Source organism: Pantoea sp. SGAir0183, from assembly GCF_043545505.1.
This window is the reverse complement of record NZ_CP028053.1, coordinates 444,994-468,864: the sequence shown is the minus strand read 5'-3', so window position 1 is coordinate 468,864 and position 23,871 is coordinate 444,994. Positions and strand designations below refer to the sequence as shown.

At 51.9% G+C, this 23,871-nt stretch carries 26 protein-coding genes, 2 tRNA genes and 4 rRNA genes; 8 read left to right on the top strand and 24 right to left on the bottom strand.

From position 1 onward, the window contains the following. Positions 1 to 11: 11 nt before the first annotated feature. Both C1N59_RS02270 and C1N59_RS02265 read left to right on the top strand, forming a co-directional pair. The gene (locus C1N59_RS02270) at positions 12 to 1,112 is read left to right on the top strand and encodes an amino acid ABC transporter permease (RefSeq protein ID WP_375094075.1); all 1,101 of its coding nucleotides are present in this window, start codon (positions 12 to 14) and stop codon (positions 1,110 to 1,112) included. 7 nt (positions 1,113 to 1,119) lie between these two features. Beyond that, positions 1,120 to 1,878 (top strand): amino acid ABC transporter ATP-binding protein, encoded by a 759-nt coding sequence (locus C1N59_RS02265; RefSeq protein ID WP_033740081.1) that lies wholly within the window; start codon positions 1,120 to 1,122, stop codon positions 1,876 to 1,878. 525 nt (positions 1,879 to 2,403) lie between these two features. Here the strand turns inward: C1N59_RS02265 and rrf (C1N59_RS02260) are convergent. The 6 genes from rrf (C1N59_RS02260) to C1N59_RS02235 form a co-directional block, all read right to left on the bottom strand. Continuing rightward, positions 2,404 to 2,519: ribosomal RNA gene (rrf, locus tag C1N59_RS02260) — 5S ribosomal RNA — on the bottom strand. Between the two features lie 37 nt (positions 2,520 to 2,556). Next, positions 2,557 to 2,632: transfer RNA gene (locus C1N59_RS02255), tRNA-Thr, on the bottom strand. A 55-nt stretch (positions 2,633 to 2,687) separates the two neighbouring features. Continuing rightward, positions 2,688 to 2,803 (bottom strand): 5S ribosomal RNA (gene rrf / locus C1N59_RS02250). Positions 2,804 to 2,906: 103 nt separating this feature from the next. After that, a 23S ribosomal RNA gene (locus tag C1N59_RS02245) occupies positions 2,907 to 5,811 on the bottom strand. Positions 5,812 to 6,021: 210 nt separating this feature from the next. Next, a tRNA-Glu gene (locus tag C1N59_RS02240) sits at positions 6,022 to 6,097 on the bottom strand. 163 nt (positions 6,098 to 6,260) lie between these two features. Further along, a 16S ribosomal RNA gene (locus C1N59_RS02235) occupies positions 6,261 to 7,802 on the bottom strand. The 16S, 23S and 5S rRNA genes sit together here with 2 tRNA genes alongside, the layout of an rRNA operon. A 490-nt stretch (positions 7,803 to 8,292) precedes the next feature. On the opposite strand from C1N59_RS02235, the gene C1N59_RS02230 reads away from it, so the two are divergent. Further along, complete coding sequence (locus C1N59_RS02230) at positions 8,293 to 8,859, top strand: gamma carbonic anhydrase family protein (protein ID WP_006120665.1); 567 nt, start codon at positions 8,293 to 8,295, stop codon at positions 8,857 to 8,859. Here C1N59_RS02230 and C1N59_RS02225 read toward each other — a convergent pair. The 6 genes from C1N59_RS02225 to dprA are packed head-to-tail and all read right to left on the bottom strand — an operon-like array spanning position 8,814 to position 12,610. Then, positions 8,814 to 9,071: a DUF1488 family protein gene (locus C1N59_RS02225; protein ID WP_006120664.1), complete on the bottom strand. Its 258-nt coding sequence runs from the start codon at positions 9,069 to 9,071 to the stop codon at positions 8,814 to 8,816. The two genes, C1N59_RS02230 and C1N59_RS02225, sit on opposite strands and share 46 nt — an antisense overlap. Then, on the bottom strand, positions 9,068 to 9,886 hold the full coding sequence (gene aroE, locus C1N59_RS02220) for a shikimate dehydrogenase (RefSeq protein WP_033741503.1): 819 nt from the start codon (positions 9,884 to 9,886) through the stop codon (positions 9,068 to 9,070). Before aroE ends, C1N59_RS02225 begins: the two co-directional genes overlap by 4 nt. Before the next feature lie 3 nt (positions 9,887 to 9,889). Next, positions 9,890 to 10,462 carry an L-threonylcarbamoyladenylate synthase type 1 TsaC gene (gene tsaC, locus C1N59_RS02215; protein WP_033741505.1) on the bottom strand — a complete coding sequence of 191 codons (573 nt, stop codon included), beginning with the start codon at positions 10,460 to 10,462 and terminating at the stop codon, positions 9,890 to 9,892. A gap of 9 nt (positions 10,463 to 10,471) precedes the next feature. After that, positions 10,472 to 11,017 (bottom strand): DNA topoisomerase family protein, encoded by a 546-nt coding sequence (locus tag C1N59_RS02210; protein WP_006120661.1) that lies wholly within the window; start codon positions 11,015 to 11,017, stop codon positions 10,472 to 10,474. A gap of 23 nt (positions 11,018 to 11,040) precedes the next feature. After that, positions 11,041 to 11,514, bottom strand: a complete 474-nt coding sequence (gene smg / locus C1N59_RS02205) for a DUF494 family protein Smg (protein ID WP_006120660.1) — start codon at positions 11,512 to 11,514, stop codon at positions 11,041 to 11,043. Then, positions 11,486 to 12,610 carry a DNA-protecting protein DprA gene (gene dprA / locus C1N59_RS02200; protein ID WP_394515195.1) on the bottom strand — a complete coding sequence of 375 codons (1,125 nt, stop codon included), beginning with the start codon at positions 12,608 to 12,610 and terminating at the stop codon, positions 11,486 to 11,488. The genes smg and dprA overlap by 29 nt, the downstream gene beginning before the upstream one ends. A gap of 117 nt (positions 12,611 to 12,727) precedes the next feature. On the opposite strand from dprA, the gene def reads away from it, so the two are divergent. From def to mscL, 5 genes are all read left to right on the top strand, one after another. Continuing rightward, entirely contained in the window at positions 12,728 to 13,240 is a 513-nt protein-coding gene (gene def / locus C1N59_RS02195) for a peptide deformylase (RefSeq protein ID WP_006120608.1), read from the top strand. 20 nt (positions 13,241 to 13,260) lie between these two features. After that, entirely contained in the window at positions 13,261 to 14,205 is a 945-nt protein-coding gene (gene fmt, locus C1N59_RS02190) for a methionyl-tRNA formyltransferase (protein WP_394515196.1), read from the top strand. A gap of 47 nt (positions 14,206 to 14,252) precedes the next feature. Next, positions 14,253 to 15,551, top strand: a complete 1,299-nt coding sequence (gene rsmB, locus C1N59_RS02185) for a 16S rRNA (cytosine(967)-C(5))-methyltransferase RsmB (RefSeq protein ID WP_394550244.1) — start codon at positions 14,253 to 14,255, stop codon at positions 15,549 to 15,551. 20 nt (positions 15,552 to 15,571) lie between these two features. After that, positions 15,572 to 16,948 carry a Trk system potassium transporter TrkA gene (gene trkA, locus C1N59_RS02180; protein ID WP_394550242.1) on the top strand — a complete coding sequence of 459 codons (1,377 nt, stop codon included), beginning with the start codon at positions 15,572 to 15,574 and terminating at the stop codon, positions 16,946 to 16,948. 109 nt (positions 16,949 to 17,057) lie between these two features. Continuing rightward, positions 17,058 to 17,468, top strand: coding sequence for a large-conductance mechanosensitive channel protein MscL (gene mscL / locus C1N59_RS02175; RefSeq protein ID WP_006120604.1), 411 nt, complete (start codon positions 17,058 to 17,060; stop codon positions 17,466 to 17,468). On the opposite strand, the gene C1N59_RS02170 is transcribed toward mscL, so the two are convergent. The 12 genes from C1N59_RS02170 to rpsE all read right to left on the bottom strand — a co-directional run bounded on the left by C1N59_RS02170 (position 17,443) and on the right by rpsE (position 23,859). Continuing rightward, positions 17,443 to 17,697 carry an alternative ribosome-rescue factor A gene (locus tag C1N59_RS02170; RefSeq protein ID WP_039343751.1) on the bottom strand — a complete coding sequence of 85 codons (255 nt, stop codon included), beginning with the start codon at positions 17,695 to 17,697 and terminating at the stop codon, positions 17,443 to 17,445. The genes mscL and C1N59_RS02170 overlap by 26 nt on opposite strands. An 86-nt stretch (positions 17,698 to 17,783) precedes the next feature. Further along, positions 17,784 to 18,152: a DnaJ family domain-containing protein gene (locus C1N59_RS02165; RefSeq protein ID WP_164482646.1), complete on the bottom strand. Its 369-nt coding sequence runs from the start codon at positions 18,150 to 18,152 to the stop codon at positions 17,784 to 17,786. A 93-nt stretch (positions 18,153 to 18,245) separates the two neighbouring features. Further along, a complete protein-coding gene (gene rplQ / locus C1N59_RS02160) occupies positions 18,246 to 18,632 on the bottom strand; it encodes a 50S ribosomal protein L17 (RefSeq protein WP_009087575.1) in 387 nt (128 codons plus the stop codon). 40 nt (positions 18,633 to 18,672) lie between these two features. Beyond that, positions 18,673 to 19,662, bottom strand: a complete 990-nt coding sequence (locus C1N59_RS02155; RefSeq protein WP_033741519.1) for a DNA-directed RNA polymerase subunit alpha — start codon at positions 19,660 to 19,662, stop codon at positions 18,673 to 18,675. A 25-nt stretch (positions 19,663 to 19,687) separates the two neighbouring features. Further along, positions 19,688 to 20,308 carry a 30S ribosomal protein S4 gene (rpsD, locus tag C1N59_RS02150; RefSeq protein WP_006120599.1) on the bottom strand — a complete coding sequence of 207 codons (621 nt, stop codon included), beginning with the start codon at positions 20,306 to 20,308 and terminating at the stop codon, positions 19,688 to 19,690. 32 nt (positions 20,309 to 20,340) lie between these two features. Next, the gene (rpsK, locus tag C1N59_RS02145) at positions 20,341 to 20,730 is read right to left on the bottom strand and encodes a 30S ribosomal protein S11 (protein ID WP_004160563.1); all 390 of its coding nucleotides are present in this window, start codon (positions 20,728 to 20,730) and stop codon (positions 20,341 to 20,343) included. A gap of 16 nt (positions 20,731 to 20,746) precedes the next feature. After that, positions 20,747 to 21,103: a 30S ribosomal protein S13 gene (rpsM, locus tag C1N59_RS02140; RefSeq protein WP_003850176.1), complete on the bottom strand. Its 357-nt coding sequence runs from the start codon at positions 21,101 to 21,103 to the stop codon at positions 20,747 to 20,749. Positions 21,104 to 21,247: 144 nt separating this feature from the next. After that, positions 21,248 to 21,364, bottom strand: a complete 117-nt coding sequence (gene rpmJ, locus C1N59_RS02135) for a 50S ribosomal protein L36 (RefSeq protein WP_004160566.1) — start codon at positions 21,362 to 21,364, stop codon at positions 21,248 to 21,250. Between the two features lie 32 nt (positions 21,365 to 21,396). Then, entirely contained in the window at positions 21,397 to 22,728 is a 1,332-nt protein-coding gene (gene secY / locus C1N59_RS02130) for a preprotein translocase subunit SecY (RefSeq protein ID WP_006120598.1), read from the bottom strand. Positions 22,729 to 22,735: 7 nt separating this feature from the next. Further along, a complete protein-coding gene (rplO, locus tag C1N59_RS02125; RefSeq protein ID WP_009087579.1) occupies positions 22,736 to 23,170 on the bottom strand; it encodes a 50S ribosomal protein L15 in 435 nt (144 codons plus the stop codon). Positions 23,171 to 23,173: 3 nt separating this feature from the next. Beyond that, on the bottom strand, positions 23,174 to 23,353 hold the full coding sequence (gene rpmD / locus C1N59_RS02120; RefSeq protein WP_003850166.1) for a 50S ribosomal protein L30: 180 nt from the start codon (positions 23,351 to 23,353) through the stop codon (positions 23,174 to 23,176). A 5-nt stretch (positions 23,354 to 23,358) separates the two neighbouring features. Then, positions 23,359 to 23,859: a 30S ribosomal protein S5 gene (rpsE, locus tag C1N59_RS02115; protein WP_006120595.1), complete on the bottom strand. Its 501-nt coding sequence runs from the start codon at positions 23,857 to 23,859 to the stop codon at positions 23,359 to 23,361. Positions 23,860 to 23,871 lie beyond the last annotated feature (12 nt).

The following is a 23,871-nucleotide window of genomic DNA, read 5'->3' as shown; positions in this document are numbered from 1 at the left end:
ACGGGATGACTATGTCTGTCACTGCACATGAAACGACGCCCGTAGCCTCCTCGCCGCTGAGCCGGGGCTGGCTATGGGCCCGCAAGAACCTGTTTTCAGGATGGTTTAACACCTTACTGACGTTGTTATGTATCTGGCTGATCTGGCACCTGATCCCCCCGGCGCTGAACTGGCTGATCTTTGATGCCAACTGGTTTGGCACTACGCGCGCAGACTGCACAAAAGAAGGCGCATGCTGGGTCTTTATTCATGCCCGTTTTGGTCAGTTTATGTATGGGCTCTATCCTCATGAGCTGCGCTGGCGCATTAATCTTGCGCTGGTGATTGGCTTAGTGTCGATTGTGCCCATGTTCCTGAAACGGTTGCCCTTTCGTGGACGCTATATCGCCGTCTGGGCGGTATGCTATCCGCTGATCGTCTGGTTTTTACTGTACGGTGGATTTTTGGGACTGGATCGCGTGGAAACGCGCCAGTGGGGCGGCTTAACGCTGACCCTGATCATCGCCTCGGTGGGCATTGCGGGCGCCTTACCTTTAGGCATTTTGCTGGCGTTAGGGCGCCGCTCTAAAATGCCTGTTGTCCGTACGCTTTCTGTCATCTTTATTGAGTTCTGGCGTGGCGTTCCGCTGATCACCGTGCTGTTCATGTCATCGGTCATGCTGCCGCTGTTTATGGCAGAGGGAACCACTATCGACAAACTGGTACGTGCCTTAGTCGGCGTGATTCTGTTCCAGTCGGCGTATGTGGCCGAGGTAGTTCGCGGTGGGCTGCAGGCATTACCAAAAGGACAGTATGAAGCCGCTGAATCCCTTGCCCTGGGATACTGGAAGACCCAGATGCTGGTGATCCTCCCTCAGGCGTTAAAACTCACCATTCCGGGCCTGGTGAATACCATTATTGCGTTATTCAAAGATACCAGCCTGGTTATCATCATCGGTTTGTTCGATCTGTTTAGCAGCGTTCAACAGGCTACGGTCGATCCGGCCTGGCTGGGCATGTCCACAGAGGGCTATGTCTTTGCGGCGCTGGTCTACTGGATTTTCTGTTTTAGCATGTCACGTTACAGCCAGTATCTGGAAAAACGTTTTCACACCGGGCGTAAATCGCACTGAGGTTTCTATGACACAAATAATAACTGATTCAACCAATGCGATGATTTCGCTTGAAAATGTGAACAAATGGTACGGCCAGTTTCATGTGCTGAAAGACATTAATCTGCAGGTGAAACCGCGCGAACGTATCGTGCTATGCGGTCCGTCAGGGTCAGGAAAGTCGACGACGATTCGTTGTATCAACCATCTGGAGGAACATCAGAAGGGGCGGATTGTGGTCGATGGTATTCATCTGAATGATGACGTACGGAATATAGAGCGCGTTCGTACTGAAGTCGGTATGGTCTTTCAGCACTTTAATCTTTTTCCTCACCTTACGGTTTTGCAGAACTGTACGCTAGCGCCGATGTGGGTGCGTAAGATTGCCAAAAAAGAAGCGGAGGAGCTTGCGATGCACTATCTGCAGCGCGTACGCATTGCTGAACACGCGCATAAGTTTCCTGGTCAGCTTTCAGGCGGCCAACAGCAGCGTGTCGCGATTGCGCGTTCATTGTGCATGAAACCTAAAATTATGCTGTTTGATGAGCCCACCTCTGCCCTGGATCCGGAAATGGTGAAAGAGGTGCTGGATACCATGATTGGGCTTGCAGAAGATGGCATGACGATGCTGTGTGTCACGCATGAGATGGGCTTTGCACGTACCGTTGCCGATCGGGTGATCTTTATGGATCGCGGCGAGATCGTGGAGGTTGCGCCACCGCAGGAGTTTTTTGCAAATCCGAAGTCAGAACGTACCCGCGCTTTCCTGTCCCAGGTTATTCACTGACCGCTCTCGTTTCTGACCGTACCTCCGTCTCTGACAGAGGTACGGTTCTGACCTTTCCTGTCCGGATGATGCACCACGTTGTAAATCCACCGTCATCCTTTATAAAACTCCGCTTTTTAACAACTGAGGAAACGCTGTCGTCGACGGTGCATGCCTGAATCGTGCTGTATTCAGCAAGGGTGAGCTGGCCCAGCCAGTGCTCGCCTGTACATTGATCGGATATGGGTGATTCAGGCGGGTTTACTGACGGCTTATAGAGTGATCCACAGATCTTTCCGCTTAAACCCTGATACGCGTCTGCCTGAGCTGGCCCGTGATGCACTTTATGTGGACGAGCCTGCTGGCGACAGGTAGAAATCGACGTTGCGGAAGTCAGCCAGCCCACCAATGAGGCGAGTTTCACGGCTGTGGGGCCGGCGGTAGCGCGGCTTCCGCTGAGGTGCGGCTCGTCCCTTTCGGTTTCAGGCGGATAACCGACGTAAAAAAGCCCCGTACTTTCGTACGGGGCTTTTTTACTTTATTGATGCCTGGCAGTTCCCTACTCTCGCATGGGGAGACCCCACACTACCATCGGCGCTACGGCGTTTCACTTCTGAGTTCGGCATGGGGTCAGGTGGGACCACCGCGCTACAGCCGCCAGGCAAATTCTTTATTCGCCGAACTCTAGCCATATATAACTGGTGCTGATACCCAGAGTCGAACTGGGGACCTCACCCTTACCAAGGGTGCGCTCTACCAACTGAGCCATATCAGCACGCAACAGGTATTCCCGGCATTATTATGCTGATGCTCGGGTCGTTCAATTTGATGCCTGGCAGTTCCCTACTCTCGCATGGGGAGACCCCACACTACCATCGGCGCTACGGCGTTTCACTTCTGAGTTCGGCATGGGGTCAGGTGGGACCACCGCGCTACAGCCGCCAGGCAGATTCTGTCTGCCGCACCGCCCTCTCGGGCCGCACGGCGTTATCCGGTAAACAAGGCTGAAAATTCTTTCTGTCTCTCAACCAAAACGCCTCTGGCGTTGTAAGGTTAAGCCTCACGGGTCATTAGTACCGGTAAGCTCAACGCATCGCTGCGCTTACACACCCGGCCTATCAACGTCGTCGTCTTCAACGTCCCTTCAGGAGGCCCGAAGCCTCAGGGAGAACTCATCTCGGGGCAAGTTTCGTGCTTAGATGCTTTCAGCACTTATCTTTTCCGCACTTAGCTACCGGGCAATGCCACTGGCGTGACAACCCGGACACCAGCGGTGCGTTCACTCCGGTCCTCTCGTACTAGGAGCAACCCCCCTCAATTCTCCAGCGCCCACGGCAGATAGGGACCGAACTGTCTCACGACGTTCTAAACCCAGCTCGCGTACCACTTTAAACGGCGAACAGCCGTACCCTTGGGACCTACTTCAGCCCCAGGATGTGATGAGCCGACATCGAGGTGCCAAACACCGCCGTCGATATGAACTCTTGGGCGGTATCAGCCTGTTATCCCCGGAGTACCTTTTATCCGTTGAGCGATGGCCCTTCCATTCAGAACCACCGGATCACTATGACCTGCTTTCGCACCTGCTCGAGCCGTCACTCTCGCAGTCAAGCTGGCTTATGCCATTGCACTAACCTCCTGATGTCCGACCAGGATTAGCCAACCTTCGTGCTCCTCCGTTACGCTTTGGGAGGAGACCGCCCCAGTCAAACTACCCACCAGACACTGTCCGCAGCCCGGATCACGGGCCCACGTTAGAACACCAAACATTAAAGGGTGGTATTTCAAGGACGGCTCCACGCAGACTGGCGTCCACGCTTCAAAGCCTCCCACCTATCCTACACATCAAGGCTCAGTGTTCAGTGTCAAGCTGTAGTAAAGGTTCACGGGGTCTTTCCGTCTTGCCGCGGGTACACTGCATCTTCACAGCGATTTCAATTTCACTGAGTCTCGGGTGGAGACAGCCTGGCCATCATTACGCCATTCGTGCAGGTCGGAACTTACCCGACAAGGAATTTCGCTACCTTAGGACCGTTATAGTTACGGCCGCCGTTTACCGGGGCTTCGATCAAGAGCTTCTCCTTGCGGATAACCCCATCAATTAACCTTCCGGCACCGGGCAGGCGTCACACCGTATACGTCCACTTTCGTGTTTGCACAGTGCTGTGTTTTTAATAAACAGTTGCAGCCAGCTGGTATCTTCGACTGGCCTCGGCTCCGGGAGCAAGTCCCCTCACCTACGCGCCAGCGTGCCTTCTCCCGAAGTTACGGCACCATTTTGCCTAGTTCCTTCACCCGAGTTCTCTCAAGCGCCTGGGTATTCTCTACCTGACCACCTGTGTCGGTTTGGGGTACGATTTCGTGTTACCTGATGCTTAGAGGCTTTTCCTGGAAGCAGGGCATTTATCACTTCAGCACCGTAGTGCCTCGTCGTCACGCCTCAGTGTAAAGTGCACCGGATTTGCCTGGCGCACACACCTACACGCTTAAACCGGGACAACCGTCGCCCGGCCGATATAGCCTTCTCCGTCCCCCCTTCGCAGTAACACCAAGTACAGGAATATTAACCTGTTTCCCATCGACTACGCCTTTCGGCCTCGCCTTAGGGGTCGACTCACCCTGCTCCGATTAACGTTGAACAGGAACCCTTGGTCTTCCGGCGACAAGGTTTTTCACCTTGTTTATCGTTACTTATGTCAGCATTCGCACTTCTGATACCTCCAGCATGCCTCACAGCACACCTTCAGCGGCTTACAGAACGCTCCCCTACCCAGCAACGCTTACGCGTCGCTGCCGCAGCTTCGGTGCATGGTTTAGCCCCGTTACATCTTCCGCGCAGGCCGACTCGACCAGTGAGCTATTACGCTTTCTTTAAATGATGGCTGCTTCTAAGCCAACATCCTGGCTGTCTGTGCCTTCCCACATCGTTTCCCACTTAACCATGACTTTGGGACCTTAGCTGGCGGTCTGGGTTGTTTCCCTCTTCACGACGGACGTTAGCACCCGCCGTGTGTCTCCCGTGATAACATTCTCCGGTATTCGCAGTTTGCATCGGGTTGGTAAGCCGGGATGGCCCCCTAGCCGAAACAGTGCTCTACCCCGGAGATGAGTTCACGAGGCGCTACCTAAATAGCTTTCGGGGAGAACCAGCTATCTCCCGGTTTGATTGGCCTTTCACCCCCAGCCACAGGTCATCCGCTAATTTTTCAACATTAGTCGGTTCGGTCCTCCAGTTAGTGTTACCCAACCTTCAACCTGCCCATGGCTAGATCACCGGGTTTCGGGTCTATACCCTGCAACTTAACGCCCAGTTAAGACTCGGTTTCCCTGCGGCTCCCCTATACGGTTAACCTTGCTACAGAATATAAGTCGCTGACCCATTATACAAAAGGTACGCAGTCACACCACGAAGGTGCTCCCACTGCTTGTACGTACACGGTTTCAGGTTCTGTTTCACTCCCCTCGCCGGGGTTCTTTTCGCCTTTCCCTCACGGTACTGGTTCACTATCGGTCAGTCAGGAGTATTTAGCCTTGGAGGATGGTCCCCCCATATTCAGACAGGATACCACGTGTCCCGCCTTACTCATCGAACTCACAGCCTGTGCACCTTTGTGTACGGGAGTATCACCCTGTACCCTGCGACTTTCCAGACGCTTCCACTGATGCACAAGCTGATGCAGGTTCTGGGCTCCTCCCCGTTCGCTCGCCGCTACTGGGGGAATCTCGGTTGATTTCTTTTCCTCGGGGTACTTAGATGTTTCAGTTCCCCCGGTTCGCCTCATGCCGCTATGGATTCACTGCATGATAGTGTGACGAGTCACACTGGGTTTCCCCATTCGGGTATCGCCGGTTGTAGCGGTTCATATCACCTTACCGGCGCTTATCGCAGATTAGCACGCCCTTCATCGCCTCTGACTGCCAGGGCATCCACCGTGTACGCTTGGTCGCTTAACCTCACAACCCACAGGCGTTTTGCGCTTGCGTGTTATGAGCTTTTGAGAGACCCGAACGCATCGTGCTGTGTTCCTTATTACGGAGGAACACGACGTGCGTCGTTTCAAATTTTCAGCTTGTTCCGGATTGTTAAAGAGCAATATCTTAAACACGACTCGCAAGTCGTCTTTAAGATATATCGGCAACACCTTTCACCTGTCACCAAGCAAGTGGCGTCCCCTAGGGGATTCGAACCCCTGTTACCGCCGTGAAAGGGCGATGTCCTGGGCCTCTAGACGAAGGGGACGTGAAATCCTTGTGCAACAGACACGGGTTATTTCACGTGAAGGTGAGATTAGATAATCAGGCGACAATAGTTATTGTTACCGCACCCCAACGCGTAGACGCTTTGCTCATTACTTTTCTATCAGACAATCTGTGTGAGCACTGCGCACGAAGGTATCTTCAGGTAAGGAGGTGATCCAACCGCAGGTTCCCCTACGGTTACCTTGTTACGACTTCACCCCAGTCATGAATCACAAAGTGGTAAGCGCCCTCCCGAAGGTTAAGCTACCTACTTCTTTTGCAACCCACTCCCATGGTGTGACGGGCGGTGTGTACAAGGCCCGGGAACGTATTCACCGTGGCATTCTGATCCACGATTACTAGCGATTCCGACTTCACGGAGTCGAGTTGCAGACTCCGATCCGGACTACGACGCACTTTATGAGGTCCGCTTGCTCTCGCGAGGTCGCTTCTCTTTGTATGCGCCATTGTAGCACGTGTGTAGCCCTACTCGTAAGGGCCATGATGACTTGACGTCATCCCCACCTTCCTCCGGTTTATCACCGGCAGTCTCCTTTGAGTTCCCGACCGAATCGCTGGCAACAAAGGATAAGGGTTGCGCTCGTTGCGGGACTTAACCCAACATTTCACAACACGAGCTGACGACAGCCATGCAGCACCTGTCTCAGCGTTCCCGAAGGCACCAATCCATCTCTGGAAAGTTCGCTGGATGTCAAGAGTAGGTAAGGTTCTTCGCGTTGCATCGAATTAAACCACATGCTCCACCGCTTGTGCGGGCCCCCGTCAATTCATTTGAGTTTTAACCTTGCGGCCGTACTCCCCAGGCGGTCGACTTAACGCGTTAGCTCCGGAAGCCACTCCTCAAGGGAACAACCTCCAAGTCGACATCGTTTACGGCGTGGACTACCAGGGTATCTAATCCTGTTTGCTCCCCACGCTTTCGCACCTGAGCGTCAGTCTTCGTCCAGGGGGCCGCCTTCGCCACCGGTATTCCTCCAGATCTCTACGCATTTCACCGCTACACCTGGAATTCTACCCCCCTCTACGAGACTCAAGCCTGCCAGTTTCAAATGCAGTTCCCAGGTTAAGCCCGGGGATTTCACATCTGACTTAACAGACCGCCTGCGTGCGCTTTACGCCCAGTAATTCCGATTAACGCTTGCACCCTCCGTATTACCGCGGCTGCTGGCACGGAGTTAGCCGGTGCTTCTTCTGCGGGTAACGTCAATTGCTGAGGTTATTAACCTCAACACCTTCCTCCCCGCTGAAAGTACTTTACAACCCGAAGGCCTTCTTCATACACGCGGCATGGCTGCATCAGGCTTGCGCCCATTGTGCAATATTCCCCACTGCTGCCTCCCGTAGGAGTCTGGACCGTGTCTCAGTTCCAGTGTGGCTGGTCATCCTCTCAGACCAGCTAGGGATCGTCGCCTAGGTGGGCCGTTACCCCGCCTACAAGCTAATCCCATCTGGGCACATCCGATGGTGTGAGGCCCGGAGGTCCCCCACTTTGGTCTTGCGACGTTATGCGGTATTAGCTACCGTTTCCAGTAGTTATCCCCCTCCATCGGGCAGTTTCCCAGACATTACTCACCCGTCCGCCACTCGTCACCCGAGGAGCAAGCTCCTCTGTGCTACCGTCCGACTTGCATGTGTTAGGCCTGCCGCCAGCGTTCAATCTGAGCCATGATCAAACTCTTCAATTTAAAGTTTGATTTGCTGCAACCAGTGCAGCGATGCTCAAGGAAAACGTCGTAATGAATTTCAATACGTGTTCACTCTTAAGACTTGATATTTTTTGCGTCCGGAGACGCGGATATCAATCCTGCGAGTGCCCACACAGATTGTCTGATAAATTGTTAAAGAGCAGTGCAACCAGCGGGTTAACCGTCTGTTGCGAGGTGGCGTATATTACGCTTTCCTCCTTCAGAGTCAACTTCTTTTTCAGAAGTTTTTCTCCGGCGGCTCAGTTGCCTGACCCTCTCAACACCGCCTTCCGTAAGCCGTTGTGCCGTGTCGATGGAGGCGCATTATAGGGATCCGAATGAATTGCACAACCCTTTTTTTGGATCTTTTTACTGACTGCCGAGAAAACATTCATATTGATTAGATCACCAACGATCCGGCACAAAATCCCCTTGCCAGTTGGTCAGAATCGCATCAGGCTGCCAGTAAACTCAGTAAAAGGAGAACAAAATGACTGTAGCGTTACGCCCTTACAAACATCTTTTCCCAAAATTGGGTCTGCGCGTCATGGTTGATCCCACCAGCGTGGTAGCGGGTGACGTCATTATGGAAGATGATGTAGGTATCTGGCCTTTAGTCGCTATTCGTGGCGATGTGAACCAGGTGCATATTGGTGCCCGAACCAATATTCAGGATGGCAGCGTCCTGCATGTCACGCATAAATCAGAGGCCAACCCCGCCGGTTTTCCTCTGATAATTGGGGAAGACGTAACGGTTGGGCATAAAGCGATGCTGCATGGCTGCACGATAGGCAATCGCGTACTGGTTGGAATGGGCTCAATCGTACTGGATGGCGTCATTGTTGAAGACGACGTTATGATTGGTGCCGGGAGCCTGGTTCCCCCCGGCAAACGACTGGAAAGTGGCTATCTGTATGTCGGGAGCCCGGTCAAACAAATCCGGCCGCTGAATGAAAAAGAAATTGAAGGTCTACTTTACTCAGCCAGCAACTATGTTAACTGGAAGAACGACTATCTGGCCGGAGACAGCCAGACCCATCCTTCATTATCGACCTGATCGTTTCGAATGCAGTCTTCGGCCTGATCTTCCAAATCCCAGCGATGATGGCGAAACAGCGTCATCGCTTCTCCCTCACCGAACTGTTCATTAAGCGCCTCAACACTGATAGCGCAGGTTAAGCCCATCCCGTTTACCAGAACAGGGAAACAAACGGCCCTTAATTCTGTATTCAGGCTTTCCCGATCAGGAAACTGTATCGCCTGGTTCATGACTGCATCCCGGCTTTTAATGAGGCGATGACCGGTGCGATTTCGGGCATCACCCCGTGCCATAGATGAAAGGCATGCGCGGCCTGACCCACCAGCATCCCCAGCCCGTCAGCAAGATGAGATGAACCGTGCTGCTGACACCAGCGCAGGAAAGGCGTTAAACCACTCTGATAGAACATATCGTAGCAACGTAGCTCAGCATGAACTAATGAAGGCGGCAACGGCGGTACTTCTCCCTGAATACCACTTGATGTGGCATTAATGACAAGGTCGAAATGTCTATCCACAAGCGCGTCAAACGAGCACGCATTAATCGCTCCGCGATGGGCAAACTCTGCGGCCAGAGTCTGCGCATTCAACGCCGTTCGGTTCACGACCGTGATCGTTGCTCCCATTGAAAGCAGAGGGAGAATGACGCCCCGAGCGGCCCCACCTGCCCCCACCAGCAGAAGATGGCTGTCGGGCTTAATCATCCCAAGGCGCTGAAGATCGCTGAGCAGCCCAATACCATCCGTATTGTCGCCAAGAATTTGGCCATCATCACACAGCTTTAGCGTGTTCACAGCCCCTGACAGCGCAGCGCGCTCGGTCAACTGGTCGGCAAATGCCCACGCCTGCTGTTTAAAAGGCAGCGTAATGTTCGCACCCGCCCCGCCGTCGTGGAAAAAAGTGCGGAGAGTCTCAGGAAAAGCATCAACAGGCGCATCAATACGATCATACTGAAGAGAGATTCCTGTCTGTCGCGCAAACGCCTGATGAATGTGCGGCGATTTGCTGTGACTAATGGGATGACCAAAAACTGCAAAATTTGCCATATATTAACCCTGGCGTATCAAATTGCCGCTGATGACATCGCGAATCTCAGAAGGATTGAGCCTTCCTCCTGTCTTTCCATTCAATACAGGAAACGCGGTGCCAAACTGCAATTTGACCTCTTCGACTGAACGGCACGGTGGCTGACCGGAAAGATTAGCGCTGGTCGATACCAAAGGTTTTCCAAACGCCCGGCACAGCGCCTGAACATCCGGATGATCGCTAACGCGGATGGCCAGTGAATCAAATTGCCCGGTTAACCAGCGCGGGGTAACCGGAGAAGCAGGCACGACAAAGGTGACCGGGCCTGGCCAACAGGCAAACATACGTTCACGCTGCTCCGTGGTTAAGGCCTCATCTGATACGTAAGGTTTAAGCTGATCATAGTCGGCAGCTATCAGGATCAAGCCTTTCTCTACTGGCCGTTTTTTTAATGCCAGCAGTGCCATGACCGCAGATTCATTATCGGGATCACAGCCTAAGCCGAATACCGCTTCGGTGGGATAGGCAATCACAGCATGCTGGTTAAGATGGCTTACACAATCCTGCAATGAGCCGGCAACGGGTTGATTTAACATGGTTATGTCTTATGTCTCTTGAATAATAGCTTTGCCACAACTTTTACTGGCGCAGAAAAGCCGGATGCCCTGCGCCGTCTTTTTCTCGACTAAAAGCGGAAATTCACAATGCGGACAGCGCCCCGCCACTGGCGTCAGGTTCACGGCAAACTGACAGGCTGGATAGCGTTCGCAGGCATGAAACGTTTTACCAAAACGCGAGCGGCGTTGTACCAGCTTACCCTGCTGGCACTGCGGACAGTCGATCGTGGTTTCATCCGGTTTATCGATGGTTTCGGTGTAATCACACGCGGGATAGTCGCTACAGCCAATAAACATGCCAAACCGGCCCTGGCGCAATACTTTATCTGCCCCGCATTGTGGGCAAACGTGGCCTTCCAGAACTTTGACGACATGCCCATCAGCCTGGTTTCCCAAAGGCTTGATATAGTCACAGGCAGGGTAATTTGCACAGCCCAAAAATGGGCCATGCTTTCCTGAACGTATAACAAGTTCTGCCCCGCATGCGGGGCAGGGATCCTGTTTACGCACAGTAAAGAGTGCGGTTTTACTCATAACAGTCATGCATTAGTAAAAATTTAATGCAGCATACCTTCGTTGACGTCGAATAGCAGTTCTTCCATCTGCTGATACGCGTTTTCACATCCAGGGATGTTAAACAGCACCATCAGCACCACCCATTTAAGATCCTCAAGATCGAAATCCAGCGTATCAAGCGCCATGACACGTTCAATGACCATTTCTCGTGTTTCCAGACTCAGTACCTGGATTTGCTCCAGGAACAGCAGGAAACCGCGGCTTTCGGCATCTAAACGCTTGCTCTCTTCATCGGTATAGATGCGCATAGAGAGCGGATCATTTGCCAGCAAAATTGGTGCGACCAGTCCTTCCTGATAGTCCGCCAATTTCTCTAACCAGTTCAACGCATTATAAATATCTTCGCGGTGGAAACCGGCATCCGTCAAGTCATCTGTCAATCTGTCCTGATCAACACCCATTTCTGTTTCGTTGTGGATATAGGTCTCAAACAAGTACATGAGTACGTCGAACATGGCATGCCCTCCTCAATCGGACATAGCCGCCGGGTACAGCTGCGATCCATCCTGCTAACTCCAGTTCCAGCAATTGAGCTGTAATAACTGGCACAGGTTGGCCGGCACGTTCAGCGACAACGTCAACAGGTGTAACCTCATCACCTACGTTAGCCAACAGCTCGGCAAATGGCAATGGAGCATCGTCACTGGCATCAGAATAAATTTCATCTGACGGGTTAACAGGTAACCAGTTAAGCATAGCGCGTAAATCTTCGACAATGTTATTAGGATGTGCCACCAACATGGCACCTTGTTGGATCAGCCAGTTTGTCCCCTCACTGCCGCTGTTACCCAGCGCACCCGGTAAGGCATAAACATTGCGATTCTGCTCTAATGCATAACGGGCTGTGACTAATGAACCACTTTTTAATGACGCTTCAATGACGAGAACACCCTGACTTAACCCACTGATAATACGGTTTCTGCGCGGAAACTGATGCGCCAGTGGCGCGGCAGTAAGCGGAAACTCCGAGATCACGGCGCCTCCCTGCATAACAATCTCCTGCGCCAGCGCAGTGTGTTTTTTGGGATACAGATGGGCCAGTCCACTCCCCAGTACGGCCACGGTTTTACCCTGCACATTTAATGCGGCACGGTGTGCCACGCCATCAATCCCGATAGCCAGCCCACTGGTTATGGTCAAACCGCTCAATGCCAGTTGTTGGGTGAACCAGTCGCACCAGTAACGGCCTGAGGGCGAACACAGACGGCTGCCTACCACCGCCAGTTGAGGTGAAGATAATACGGTTGGATCACCGTTTACATATAAGAGCGGAGGGAAACAGGCCGTTTCAAGGAGTTGAGCGGGGTAATGCGCATCCAGCGCCGTAATCAGGTGATGCGTTGAACACTGTGCCAGCCAAGTGTTAACGGTTGCCAGCCAGTCCGTGGTTTTCTGATGGGCATAATGATGTTGCGCTGTCTCGAAGCCCTTTTGGCTTAATATCACATCAATATCCTGACCTGCGCACAGTTGCTGCGCCGCGTTCAGCCAGCGTCGGCCCGTCAGGCCGGGTATCGCGGCCAGCCGCAGTAATCGCGCCCTTTTTTCCATCGTCACGGCCTCCTGATAACCGTCGCATCCCTCCGCAGAATGCTGTCAATCAGGTACTAAAAAGTCTACAATATGAGGCAGTAATCTTTTCCTTTTAGAATATAGATCTGGATATTTATGTCAGTTTTACAGGTGTTACATTTTCCTGACGAGCGCCTGCGCAAGATCGCCGCGCCAGTCAAAGAAGTTAACGCAGAAGTTCAGCGTATCGTTGATGATATGTTCGAAACCATGTATTCCGAAGAAGGTATCGGCCTTGCCGCTACGCAGGTGGATATTCATCAGCGCATCATTGTGATTGATGTCTCTGAGAACCGGGACGAGCGACTGGTATTGATCAATCCCGAGCTTCTGGAAAAAAGTGGTGAAACAGGTATCGAAGAAGGTTGCCTGTCCATTCCTGAGCAACGCGCCTTTGTGCCTCGTGCAGAGCGGGTAAAAGTGCGAGCGTTAGATCGCGAAGGTAAGCCGTTTGAACTGGAAACCGGTGACCTGCTGGCTATCTGTATTCAGCATGAAATTGATCATCTGGATGGCAAACTGTTTATCGATTATCTGTCGCCTTTAAAGCGTCAGCGAATCAAGACAAAGTTAGAAAAACTGGCGCGGCAAAACGCCCAGGCCTCTTGAGATCTGAAAAAGGGATAAACGTGTCTGCCCCGCTTAATATAATCTTTGCTGGCACACCAGACTTCGCGGCGCGTCACCTTGACGCGTTGCTCGCATCTGAGCATAAGGTCGTTGGCGTTTTTACCCAACCAGACCGCCCTGCCGGGCGCGGCAATAAGTTGACCGCGAGCCCGGTAAAAGCGCTGGCTCTTGCCCACGACATTCCGGTTTTTCAGCCCAAATCGTTGCGCCCTGCGGAAAACCAACAGCTGGTTGCCGATTTGCAGGCCGATGTCATGGTCGTGGTGGCTTATGGCCTTATCCTGCCGAAAGCCGTGCTAGAGATGCCACGTCTGGGCTGCATCAACGTACATGGTTCGTTGCTGCCACGCTGGCGCGGCGCGGCGCCTATTCAGCGCGCGCTTTGGGCAGGTGATCAGGAAACCGGTGTCACCATCATGCAAATGGATGTCGGGCTGGATACCGGTGATATGCTGGTAAAACTGGCCTGCCCTATTACTGCTGAAGACACCAGTGCTTCATTATACGACAAGCTGGCCAGCCTCGGACCAGAAGGGCTACTGACAACCTTGTCGCAATTGCGTGAGGGCAACGCCCAGCCGGTGAAACAGGATGAAACCCTGGCAAATTATGCTGAGAAGCTCAGCAAAGAGGAAGCACGTCTTGACTGGCAGTTGCCCGCGGAACAGCTTGAACGCTGCATTCGCGCCTTTAATCCCTGGCCGGTTAGCTTTTTTATGGTAAATGATCAGCCAGTAAAAGTATGGCAAGCCGGTGTTTTACCTCATGTCAATAAACGACCAGGCGAGATCGTTAAGGCTGACAAACAGGGCATTCACATTGTCACCGCCGACGGCGTACTCAATTTACTTCAGTTGCAACCCGCCGGTAAAAAACCGATGTCGGCACAGGATCTGCTCAACTCGCGCCGGGAATGGTTTGAACCTGGCTCTCTTCTGGACTGACATTCAGGCCCGGTAAATCCGGGCCTTTTGTTTGATGGCACTATCTTATGACTAAATCATCCAACCTTCGTAGCCTGTCTGCACAACTGATTGAACGTGTTGTCGATAAGGGCGAGTCACTCAATACTGTGCTGCCTGCCGCACAGAAAAAAGTCGCCGATAAAGACGCCGCTCTGGTGCAAGAGATCTGCTTTGGTGTGTTACGAACGTTACCGCAGCTGGAAGCGCTTATCGGGAAATTGATGGAGCGCCCTCTGACCGGCAAACAGCGTACGCTGCATTTTCTGATCATGGTGGGCCTGTACCAGTTGCTCTACACGCGCGTCCCGGCACATGCGGCATTAGCCGAGACCGTTGCTGGTGCTGAAGTGCTTAAACGTGCCAATCTGAAAGGATTGATCAACGGTGTGTTACGTCAGTTCCAGCGCCGTCAGGAGGAACTCCTTGCCAGCATCCAGGAAGGTCCACAGCGCCATCTTCATCCCGGATGGCTACTGAACCGACTGCAGCTTGCCTGGCCAGATCGCTGGCAACAGATTGTTGACGCGAATAACCAACGCCCACCGATGTGGCTGCGGGTTAACCGTCAGCACCATACCCGTGACAGTTGGCTTGCTCTGCTGACCGCCAGTGAAAGAGAGGCGATGACCGCAGAGGATGTGCCGGAAGCATTACGCCTGGCCTCGCCAGCGCCGGTTCACCAGTTACCCGGTTTCGACCAGGGCTGGGTTACGGTGCAGGATCTCTCAGCACAACGCTGTGCGCTTCTGCTTGCGCCTAAAAATGGCGAACATATTCTCGATCTGTGTGCAGCGCCAGGCGGCAAAACGACGCATATTTTAGAAATAGCCCCTGACGCGCAGGTCCTCGCTGTGGATGTGGACGCACAACGACTGAAGCGCGTAACCGAAAACCTGACACGGCTGGGAATGACCGCCGAGGTCAAACAAGGTGATGGCCGTACTCCGCAGCAATGGTGTGACCAACGGCAGTTTGATCGTATCCTGCTGGATGCGCCCTGCTCAGCCACAGGCGTGATTCGCCGCCATCCGGATATCAAATGGTTACGCCGCGATCGCGATATCAGCGAACTGGCCGCTTTGCAGCGTGACATTCTGGAGGCCACCTGGACGCTTCTAAAAGCGGGCGGTACGATGATCTACGCGACCTGCTCTGTCCTACCGGAAGAGAACCATGAGCAAATCAGCGGTTTCTTACAGCGACATGCGGATGCACAGGCTGTCTCCCTTTCAGGCGCGCCCGAAACGGGCTGGCAGGTGTTCCCTGACGCTGAAGGCGGAGACGGATTTTTCTACGCTAAGCTGATTAAAGACGCTAACGCATAATGAAAAGGCTTTGAAAAGCGATGAAAATCATCATTCTTGGTGCTGGCCAGGTTGGAGGCACACTGGCCGAAAATCTGGTTGGCGAAAACAACGATATAACAGTTGTTGATACAGATTCAGCACGTTTACGTCAGTTACAGGATAAATTTGATTTACGTGTTGTGCAGGGTCATGGTTCCCACCCACGGGTTCTCCGTGAGGCGGGCGCGGAAGACGCCGATATGCTGGTCGCCGTTACCAGCTCTGACGAAACCAACATGATAGCCTGTCAAATCGCGTATTCGCTCTTCAACACGCCAAATCGTATCGCCCGTATACGTGCGGCTGACTATCTGCGCGATGCGGATAAGCTTTTTATCCCCGAAGCAGTGCCTATCGACCATCTGATTTCGCCTGAGCAACTGGTTATCGACAATATTTACCGCCTGATTCAATATCCGGGCGCGTTGCAGGTAGTTAATTTTGCTGAAGGCAAAGTGAGCCTCGCAGTCGTGAAAGCCTATTACGGTGGCCCCCTGGTGGGCAATCAATTGTCGATCCTGCGCGATCACATGCCCCATATCGATACGCGCGTAGCGGCGATTTTTCGTCAGGACCGCCCTATCCGGCCACAGGGCTCCACCATTATCGAAGCCGGTGATGAAGTTTTCTTCATTGCCGCCAGCCAGCATATTCGTGCGGTAATGAGTGAAATGCAGCGCCTGGAAAAGCCTTATAAACGCATCATGTTAGTAGGCGGCGGCAACATTGGCTTTGGCCTGGCGCAAAAGCTCGAGAAAAACTACAGCGTGAAACTTATTGAGCGCAATCCCCAGCGCGCGGCCGAACTGGCTGAACAGTTGCACGACACGGTGGTCTTTTACGGTGATGCCTCCGATCAGGAACTACTGGCGGAAGAGCATATTGAGCAGGTGGATTTGTTTATCGCCGTCACCAACGATGACGAAGCCAATATCATGTCTGCCATGCTGGCCAAAAAAATGGGCGCCAAGAAAGTTATGGTGCTGATTCAACGCCGTGCTTATGTCGATCTGGTCCAGGGCAGCGTCATTGATATCGCCATTTCTCCCCAGCAGGCGACCATCTCGGCCTTACTGGGACATGTGCGCAAAGCCGATATTGTGGGTGTCTCGTCATTACGTCGAGGCATTGCTGAAGCCATCGAAGCCATCGCGCATGGCGACGAAACCACATCGCGCGTGGTGGGACGGTCAGTTGATGATATCAAGCTGCCACCAGGCACACTGATTGGTGCTGTGGTGCGCGGCGACGATGTGATGATAGCGAATGACAATCTGCGTATTGAACAGGGCGATCACGTTGTGATGTTTTTAACCGATAAAAAGTTTGTGCCGGACGTCGAGCGCCTGTTCCAGCCCAGTCCGTTTTTCCTATAACACATAAAAAGCCAGCACTGACATGTCAGTGGCTTATTGTCTGTGGTTAATGGCAAATATTGTGAGCTTTGTTAAACTTTATGGCATTGGCTAAGGCAAGGAGAGAAGTATGAGTTTATTCAAAGAGTTTCGTGATTTTGCGATGCGCGGCAACGTGGTTGATCTGGCCGTCGGTGTGATTATCGGTGCGGCATTCGGTAAGATTGTTTCATCACTGGTCGCGAACATCATTATGCCACCGCTGGGCTTGCTGATTGGCGGCGTTGATTTCAAATCGTTTAGCTGGGTGCTTAAACCTGCCGTCGGCAACACACCGGCTGTGGTTATGGAATATGGTATTTTCCTGCAAACCGTATTTGATTTCATCATTGTTGCTTTTGCTATCTTTATGGCGATTAAGCTGATGAACAAACTGTATAAGAAGAAAGAAGTGGAAAAACCGGCACCTAAACCTACAAATGAAGAACTGCTTCTGACAGAAATCCGCGATTTACTCAAACAACAGAATACGAAAATCTAAAATAAAAAGCCGCTCTGAAGCGGCTTTTTTGTGTCTGTAAAGCAGAAGGCCAGTGATAAACGGCTTGCTTATCACTGGCCTCCCAGCCTTTCCCATGTTTTTCTTTACGCCGGTAACTGCCTTTGCCTTTTTGTTTTTCTTCAACACGTTGCCTGAACAGCGGGTCGTGTAACAATGCCTGTAAGGCGTTATCCTGTATTTGTCCTTTCGTATGACGGTATCTGGACATAACTTCTCCGGTTGAGTAATGGAATAATGCGGTGAAAAGATGAAGCAAACTCATTATACGCGCACAACAGCGACAAAAAATACACCTTAATCGGGCACGAGTTTGGTCTTAATCGCACGACCATATTCCCCCTCAAGAAAATCAGTGCGCATACCGGCCTGGCTCAGCCTTATCTTCAGTTGCCGTAATCGTTGTGTCTGGATCAGCGCCTCTGGATCGTCAGGATCTAAATGCTGTAAAAGATCGCTGACCTGAAGTGCTTCGCGGCGCAGCTCAAGTTCGGGGGGAAGAAAACCTGCATTTTTTAACAGTCGGTATCCTGCTCGTAGATCAGGTGGAACCTGACTGTCGTCTTCGAGATTCAGCGGTGCGCCTTCGCCCGGCAGATCACTCAGCTCACCTTTCTCCTGCGCGGCTTTAATATGCTGTTCTGCAAGCTGATCAATTAACCACATTGTTCACCTCCTTCATGACACCACAAGCGTAGCAGACGCAGAATGACAGGCAATAAAAAACCCGCCGAAGCGGGTTTTTCACGTTGCAACAGATTACTCTGCTGCAGCTTCTGCTTGAGCTTCTGGACGATCAACCAGCTCGATGTATGCCATCGGAGCGTTGTCACCAGCGCGGAAGCCACACTTCAGAATGCGAGTGTAACCACCTGCACGGCTCGCGAAACGCGGGCCTAACTCATTAAACAGTTTTGCCACGATCTCGTTATCACGAGTACGGGCGAATGCCAGACGACGATTAGCTACGTTGTCGGTCTTGGCAAGAGTAATCAGCGGCTCAACTACGCGGCGCAACTCTTTGGCTTTCGGCAGAGTCGTCTTGATGATCTCGTGACGAACCAGAGAGCCAGCCATGTTACGGAACATAGCCTGACGATGGCTGCTGTTGCGGTTCAGTTGACGACCACTCTTACGATGGCGCATGACCTTATCCTTCTCAGTGAAACCTTAACCTGTGATCGGGTTATTCATCAGCAATGCTTGCCGGTGGCCAGTTTTCCAGGCGCATGCCCAGAGACAGACCACGTGAGGCCAGCACATCTTTAATCTCGGTAAGAGATTTTTTACCAAGGTTAGGCGTTTTAAGCAGCTCAACCTCAGTACGCTGTACCAGATCACCGATGTAGTGGATAGCTTCTGCCTTAAGGCAGTTAGCAGAGCGGACAGTCAATTCCAGATCGTCAACAGGGCGCAGCAGGATCGGATCGAATTCTGGTTTCTCTTCTTTCACTTCCGGCTGACGTACATCACGTAAGTCAACGAAAGCTTCCAGTTGTTCTGCCAGGATGGTCGCCGCACGACGAATCGCCTCTTCAGGATCGATTGTGCCGTTGGTTTCCATTTCGATGACCAGCTTGTCCAGGTCGGTGCGCTGCTCTACACGCGCTGCTTCAACATTGTAGGCGATACGGTCTACAGGGCTGTAGCAAGCGTCGACCAGCAGACGGCCGATTGGGCGCTCATCTTCTTCCGAATGAATTCGGGCAGAAGCCGGCACATAACCACGACCACGCTGAACTTTGATACGCATGCTAATAGATGCGTTGTCATCGGTCAGATGGCAGATCACATGCTGCGGCTTGACGATTTCGACATCACCATCATGGGTAATGTCGGCTGCAGTCACAGGGCCAATGCCAGATTTATTCAAGGTAAGAATAACTTCATCTTTGCCCTGAACTCTTACCGCCAAACCTTTAAGGTTGAGCAGGATTTCCAGGATATCTTCCTGTACACCCTCTTTGGTGCTGTACTCATGCAGTACACCATCAATTTCAACCTCGGTCACCGCGCAACCCGGCATTGATGAAAGCAGAATACGGCGCAGCGCGTTACCAAGAGTATGGCCAAAGCCACGCTCTAAAGGCTCAAGGGTCACCTTGGCGTGCGTCGAACTCACTTGCTCGATATCTACCAGGCGCGGTTTTAGAAACTCTGTCACAGAACCCTGCATTGTGTCCTCTCTTTGGTACTAAGCTTTACTTAGAGTAAAGCTCGACGATCAGGTGTTCGTTAATGTCCGCAGACAGATCAGTACGTTCAGGAATACGTTTGAACACACCTTCCATCTTAGCTGCATCAACTTCCAGCCAGGTTGGCTTTTCACGCTGCTCAGCCAGCTCCAGAGCGGCCTTCACGCGAGATTGCTTTTTGGCTTTCTCACGGATGCTAACGACATCATTCGGAGATACCTGATAAGAAGCGATGTTAACAACGCGACCATTTACCAGAACAGACTTATGGCTGACCAGCTGACGTGCTTCCGCACGCGTGGCACCAAAGCCCATACGATAAACGACGTTGTCCAGACGGCCTTCCAGCAGAGCCAACAGGTTTGCACCGGTGTTGCCTTTCAGACGTGCTGCTTCTTTGTAATAGTTACGGAACTGACGCTCAAGCACACCGTAGATACGACGAACTTTTTGCTTTTCACGTAACTGACCGCCGTAGTCAGACAGACGTGGCTTGCGCGCACCGTGCTGACCAGGGGCTTGTTCAATCTTACACTTGGAATCAATCGCGCGAACGCCAGACTTAAGGAATAAGTCAGTGCCCTCACGACGGCTCAGCTTGAGCTTAGGACCCAAATATCTTGCCATTTTCTTTCTCCAACTAACCTAAAAAACGGACGTTATACGCGACGTTTTTTCGGCGGACGACAACCGTTGTGAGGGATCGGAGTCACATCAGTAATGTTCGTGATGCGGAAACCAGCGGCGTTCAGAGCACGAATCGTTGATTCGCGGCCTGGACCCGGACCCTTAACCATAACTTCCAGGTTCTTAATACCGTAATCTTTTACAGCTTCTGCACAGCGCTCTGCAGCGACCTGAGCAGCAAACGGCGTAGATTTACGTGAACCGCGGAAACCGGAACCACCGGCGGTTGCCCAACCCAGTGCGTTACCCTGACGATCAGTAATGGTAACGATGGTGTTGTTAAAAGACGCATGGACATGAGCCACGCCATCTGAGACTTGTTTTCTTACACGCTTACGTGCACGAACTGGTGCCTTTGCCATTATTTACTCACCCCGATTATTTCTTGATCGGTTTACGCGGACCCTTACGGGTACGTGCGTTGGTCTTGGTGCGCTGACCGCGAACCGGAAGACCACGACGATGGCGCAAACCACGGTAGCAACCAAGGTCCATCAGACGCTTGATGCTCAGGGTGATTTCACGGCGCAGATCACCTTCAACAACGAATTTAGCAACTGCATCACGCAGCTGATCAATTTGTTCTTCAGACAGCTCACTGATCTTAACATTTTCAGCAATACCCGTTGAAGCGCAAATGGCTTTAGAACGAGTTTTACCAATACCGAAGATCGAAGTTAATGCGATAACGGTATGTTTCTGATCAGGAATGTTAATGCCTGCTATACGGGCCACTATGCACTCCTACTATTTAATATGTACGCACCATGCTGAAAAGCCCGTTTTCAGGATACTCAAATGGAAACGTACAGACATACAAAAGATTGGCTGGCTAATCTAGCCAGCTCAACCCGACTTTGCAAGAAAAATATGTGAAAATCAGCCTTGGCGCTGTTTATGCTTTGGCTCGGCGCTGCAGATCACACGAACGACACCGTCGCGACGAATGATTTTGCAGTTACGACATAATTTCTTGACGGAAGCACGAACTTTCATTTTTACTCTCCGTAACTTCTCAACCACCTGAATTAACGGCCATAGCCCTTCAGGTTAGCTTTCTTCAATGCAGACTCGTATTGACTTGACATCATCAGAGTTTGCACTTGAGCCATAAAGTCCATGATGACGACCACTACGATAAGCAGCGATGTACCGCCAAAGTAGAAAGGAACTTTCATCGCATCACGCATGAACTCCGGGATAAGGCAAATAAAGGTAATGTAGAGGGCACCGATTAAGGTTAACCGTGTCATTACTTTATCGATATATCTCGCCGTTTGCTCTCCCGGACGAATTCCCGGTACGAATGCACCAGACTTCTTCAGGTTATCTGCTGTTTCACGCGGGTTGAAAACCAACGCCGTGTAGAAGAAACAGAAGAAGATGATAGCAGTCGCATAGAGTAGCACATAAAGCGGCTGTCCTGGCTGCAAATACATCGAAATTGTTGTCAGCCAGTTCCAACCGGTACCGCCCCCGAACCACGATGCAATCGTTGCCGGGAACAGAATAATGCTGGAAGCGAAGATTGCCGGGATAACCCCTGCCATATTCACTTTCAACGGTAAATGTGTGCTCTGTGCAGCGTAAACGCGACGACCTTGTTGACGTTTCGCATAGTTCACCACGATGCGGCGTTGACCACGCTCAACGAAAATAACAAAGAAGGTCACTGCAAATACGAGAACTGCAACCAACAGCAACAGAAGGAAGTGCAGGTCACCTTGCCGCGCTTGCTCGATGGTATGGCCAATGGCCGGCGGAAGTCCCGCAACAATACCCGCGAAGATAATGATCGAGATACCGTTACCGATACCACGTTCAGTAATCTGTTCGCCCAGCCACATCAGGAACATTGTCCCGGTAACCAGACTTACAACAGCGGTAAAATAGAATGCAAAGCCTGGATTCATTACCAGGCCTTGCATACCAGGCATATTCGGCAAACCGGTAGCAATACCGATCGACTGGAATATGGCCAATACCAACGTACCGTAACGGGTGTACTGGCTAATCTTACGACGGCCAGCCTCCCCTTCTTTCTTGATTTCTGCTAAGGCAGGATGAACCACCGTTAACAGCTGGATAATAATAGATGCCGAAATATACGGCATGATACCCAGAGCAAAAATAGAAGCACGGCTGAGAGCACCACCAGAGAACATGTTAAACATTTCAATGATGGTGCCACGCTGTTGCTCAAGCAGTTTGGCAAGTACAGTGGCATCAATACCAGGGATTGGAATGAAAGAGCCAATGCGGAAGACAATCAGTGCACCGATAACAAACAGCAGTCTGCGTTTCAGTTCACCAAAGCCACCTTTGGCACTTTGAAAATCTAATCCCGGTTGTTTAGCCATCTGCTACTTATTCCTCGATTTTACCGCCAGCAGCTTCGATTGCAGCACGAGCACCTTTGGTGACACGCAGGCCGCGAACCGTTACCGGTGCAGAAACTTCACCAGACAGAATGACTTTAACGAACTCAATCTGGACACCGACAATGTTGGCTGCTTTCAGCGCGTTCAGGTCGACGATACCGCCTTCAACTTTCGCCAGATCAGACAGACGAATCTCTGTGGTGATCATTGCTTTGCGAGAGGTGAAACCGAACTTCGGCAGACGACGGTACAGAGGCATCTGACCACCTTCGAAACCGCGACGTACGCCACCGCCAGAACGTGAGTTCTGACCTTTGTGACCACGACCACCGGTTTTTCCGAGGCCAGAACCGATACCACGACCCAGACGCTTGGTAGCGTGCTTAGACCCTTCGGCCGGAGACAGAGTATTTAAACGCATCTCTTACTCCTCCACTTTAACCATGTAGGAAACCGCGTTGACCATGCCGCGTACAGCTGGCGTGTCTTCACGCTCTACGGTATGACCAATACGACGCAGACCCAGGCCAACCAGAGTGGCTTTATGCTTAGGCAAGCGGCCGATTGAACTACGGGTTTGAGTGATTTTAATAGTCTTTGCCATCGTGATTACCCCAGAATTTCTTCAACGGATTTACCACGCTTAGCAGCGACCATTTCCGGAGACTTCATATTGCCCAGGCCGTCGATAGTTGCACGAACCACGTTAATCGGGTTAGTAGAACCATAGGCTTTTGCCAGAACGTTATGTACTCCAGCGACTTCCAGAACGGCGCGCATTGCACCACCGGCGATGATACCGGTACCTTCTGAAGCCGGCTGCATGAACACACGGGACCCAGTGTGCGCACCTTTAACAGGGTGCTGCAGGGTGCCGTTGATCAGCGCGACATTAACCATGTTGCGACGGGCTTTCTCCATCGCTTTCTGGATCGCTGCTGGAACTTCACGCGCTTTACCGTAACCAAAACCAACGCGGCCGTTACCATCACCCACTACAGTCAGTGCGGTGAAGGAGAAAATACGACCACCTTTTACAGTTTTAGATACACGGTTTACCGCGATCAGTTTTTCCTGCAGTTCGCCAGCTTGTTTCTCGATGTGTGCCATCTTAGACCTCTA

Bases quoted from the DNA above. Each gene is read 5' to 3' on its own strand.
- C1N59_RS02165 (WP_164482646.1), bottom strand. From the start codon at position 18,152: ATGTGGTTAATTGATCAGCTTGCAGAACAGCATATTAAAGCCGCGCAG.
- rpmJ (WP_004160566.1), bottom strand. From the start codon at position 21,364: ATGAAAGTTCGTGCTTCCGTCAAGAAATTATGTCGTAACTGCAAAATC.
- C1N59_RS02225 (WP_006120664.1), bottom strand. From the start codon at position 9,071: ATGAACCAGGCGATACAGTTTCCTGATCGGGAAAGCCTGAATACAGAA.
- dprA (WP_394515195.1), bottom strand. From the start codon at position 12,610: ATGGAAAAAAGGGCGCGATTACTGCGGCTGGCCGCGATACCCGGCCTG.
- C1N59_RS02265 (WP_033740081.1), top strand. From the start codon at position 1,120: ATGACACAAATAATAACTGATTCAACCAATGCGATGATTTCGCTTGAA.
- C1N59_RS02210 (WP_006120661.1), bottom strand. From the start codon at position 11,017: ATGAGTAAAACCGCACTCTTTACTGTGCGTAAACAGGATCCCTGCCCC.
- C1N59_RS02230 (WP_006120665.1), top strand. From the start codon at position 8,293: ATGACTGTAGCGTTACGCCCTTACAAACATCTTTTCCCAAAATTGGGT.
- rpsE (WP_006120595.1), bottom strand. From the start codon at position 23,859: ATGGCACACATCGAGAAACAAGCTGGCGAACTGCAGGAAAAACTGATC.
- rpsD (WP_006120599.1), bottom strand. From the start codon at position 20,308: ATGGCAAGATATTTGGGTCCTAAGCTCAAGCTGAGCCGTCGTGAGGGC.
- tsaC (WP_033741505.1), bottom strand. From the start codon at position 10,462: ATGTTAAATCAACCCGTTGCCGGCTCATTGCAGGATTGTGTAAGCCAT.
- aroE (WP_033741503.1), bottom strand. From the start codon at position 9,886: ATGGCAAATTTTGCAGTTTTTGGTCATCCCATTAGTCACAGCAAATCG.
- def (WP_006120608.1), top strand. From the start codon at position 12,728: ATGTCAGTTTTACAGGTGTTACATTTTCCTGACGAGCGCCTGCGCAAG.
- rplO (WP_009087579.1), bottom strand. From the start codon at position 23,170: ATGCGTTTAAATACTCTGTCTCCGGCCGAAGGGTCTAAGCACGCTACC.
- rpsK (WP_004160563.1), bottom strand. From the start codon at position 20,730: ATGGCAAAGGCACCAGTTCGTGCACGTAAGCGTGTAAGAAAACAAGTC.
- rpmD (WP_003850166.1), bottom strand. From the start codon at position 23,353: ATGGCAAAGACTATTAAAATCACTCAAACCCGTAGTTCAATCGGCCGC.
- C1N59_RS02170 (WP_039343751.1), bottom strand. From the start codon at position 17,697: ATGTCCAGATACCGTCATACGAAAGGACAAATACAGGATAACGCCTTA.
- C1N59_RS02270 (WP_375094075.1), top strand. From the start codon at position 12: ATGTCTGTCACTGCACATGAAACGACGCCCGTAGCCTCCTCGCCGCTG.
- rsmB (WP_394550244.1), top strand. From the start codon at position 14,253: ATGACTAAATCATCCAACCTTCGTAGCCTGTCTGCACAACTGATTGAA.
- trkA (WP_394550242.1), top strand. From the start codon at position 15,572: ATGAAAATCATCATTCTTGGTGCTGGCCAGGTTGGAGGCACACTGGCC.
- secY (WP_006120598.1), bottom strand. From the start codon at position 22,728: ATGGCTAAACAACCGGGATTAGATTTTCAAAGTGCCAAAGGTGGCTTT.
- C1N59_RS02155 (WP_033741519.1), bottom strand. From the start codon at position 19,662: ATGCAGGGTTCTGTGACAGAGTTTCTAAAACCGCGCCTGGTAGATATC.
- rplQ (WP_009087575.1), bottom strand. From the start codon at position 18,632: ATGCGCCATCGTAAGAGTGGTCGTCAACTGAACCGCAACAGCAGCCAT.
- mscL (WP_006120604.1), top strand. From the start codon at position 17,058: ATGAGTTTATTCAAAGAGTTTCGTGATTTTGCGATGCGCGGCAACGTG.
- smg (WP_006120660.1), bottom strand. From the start codon at position 11,514: ATGTTCGACGTACTCATGTACTTGTTTGAGACCTATATCCACAACGAA.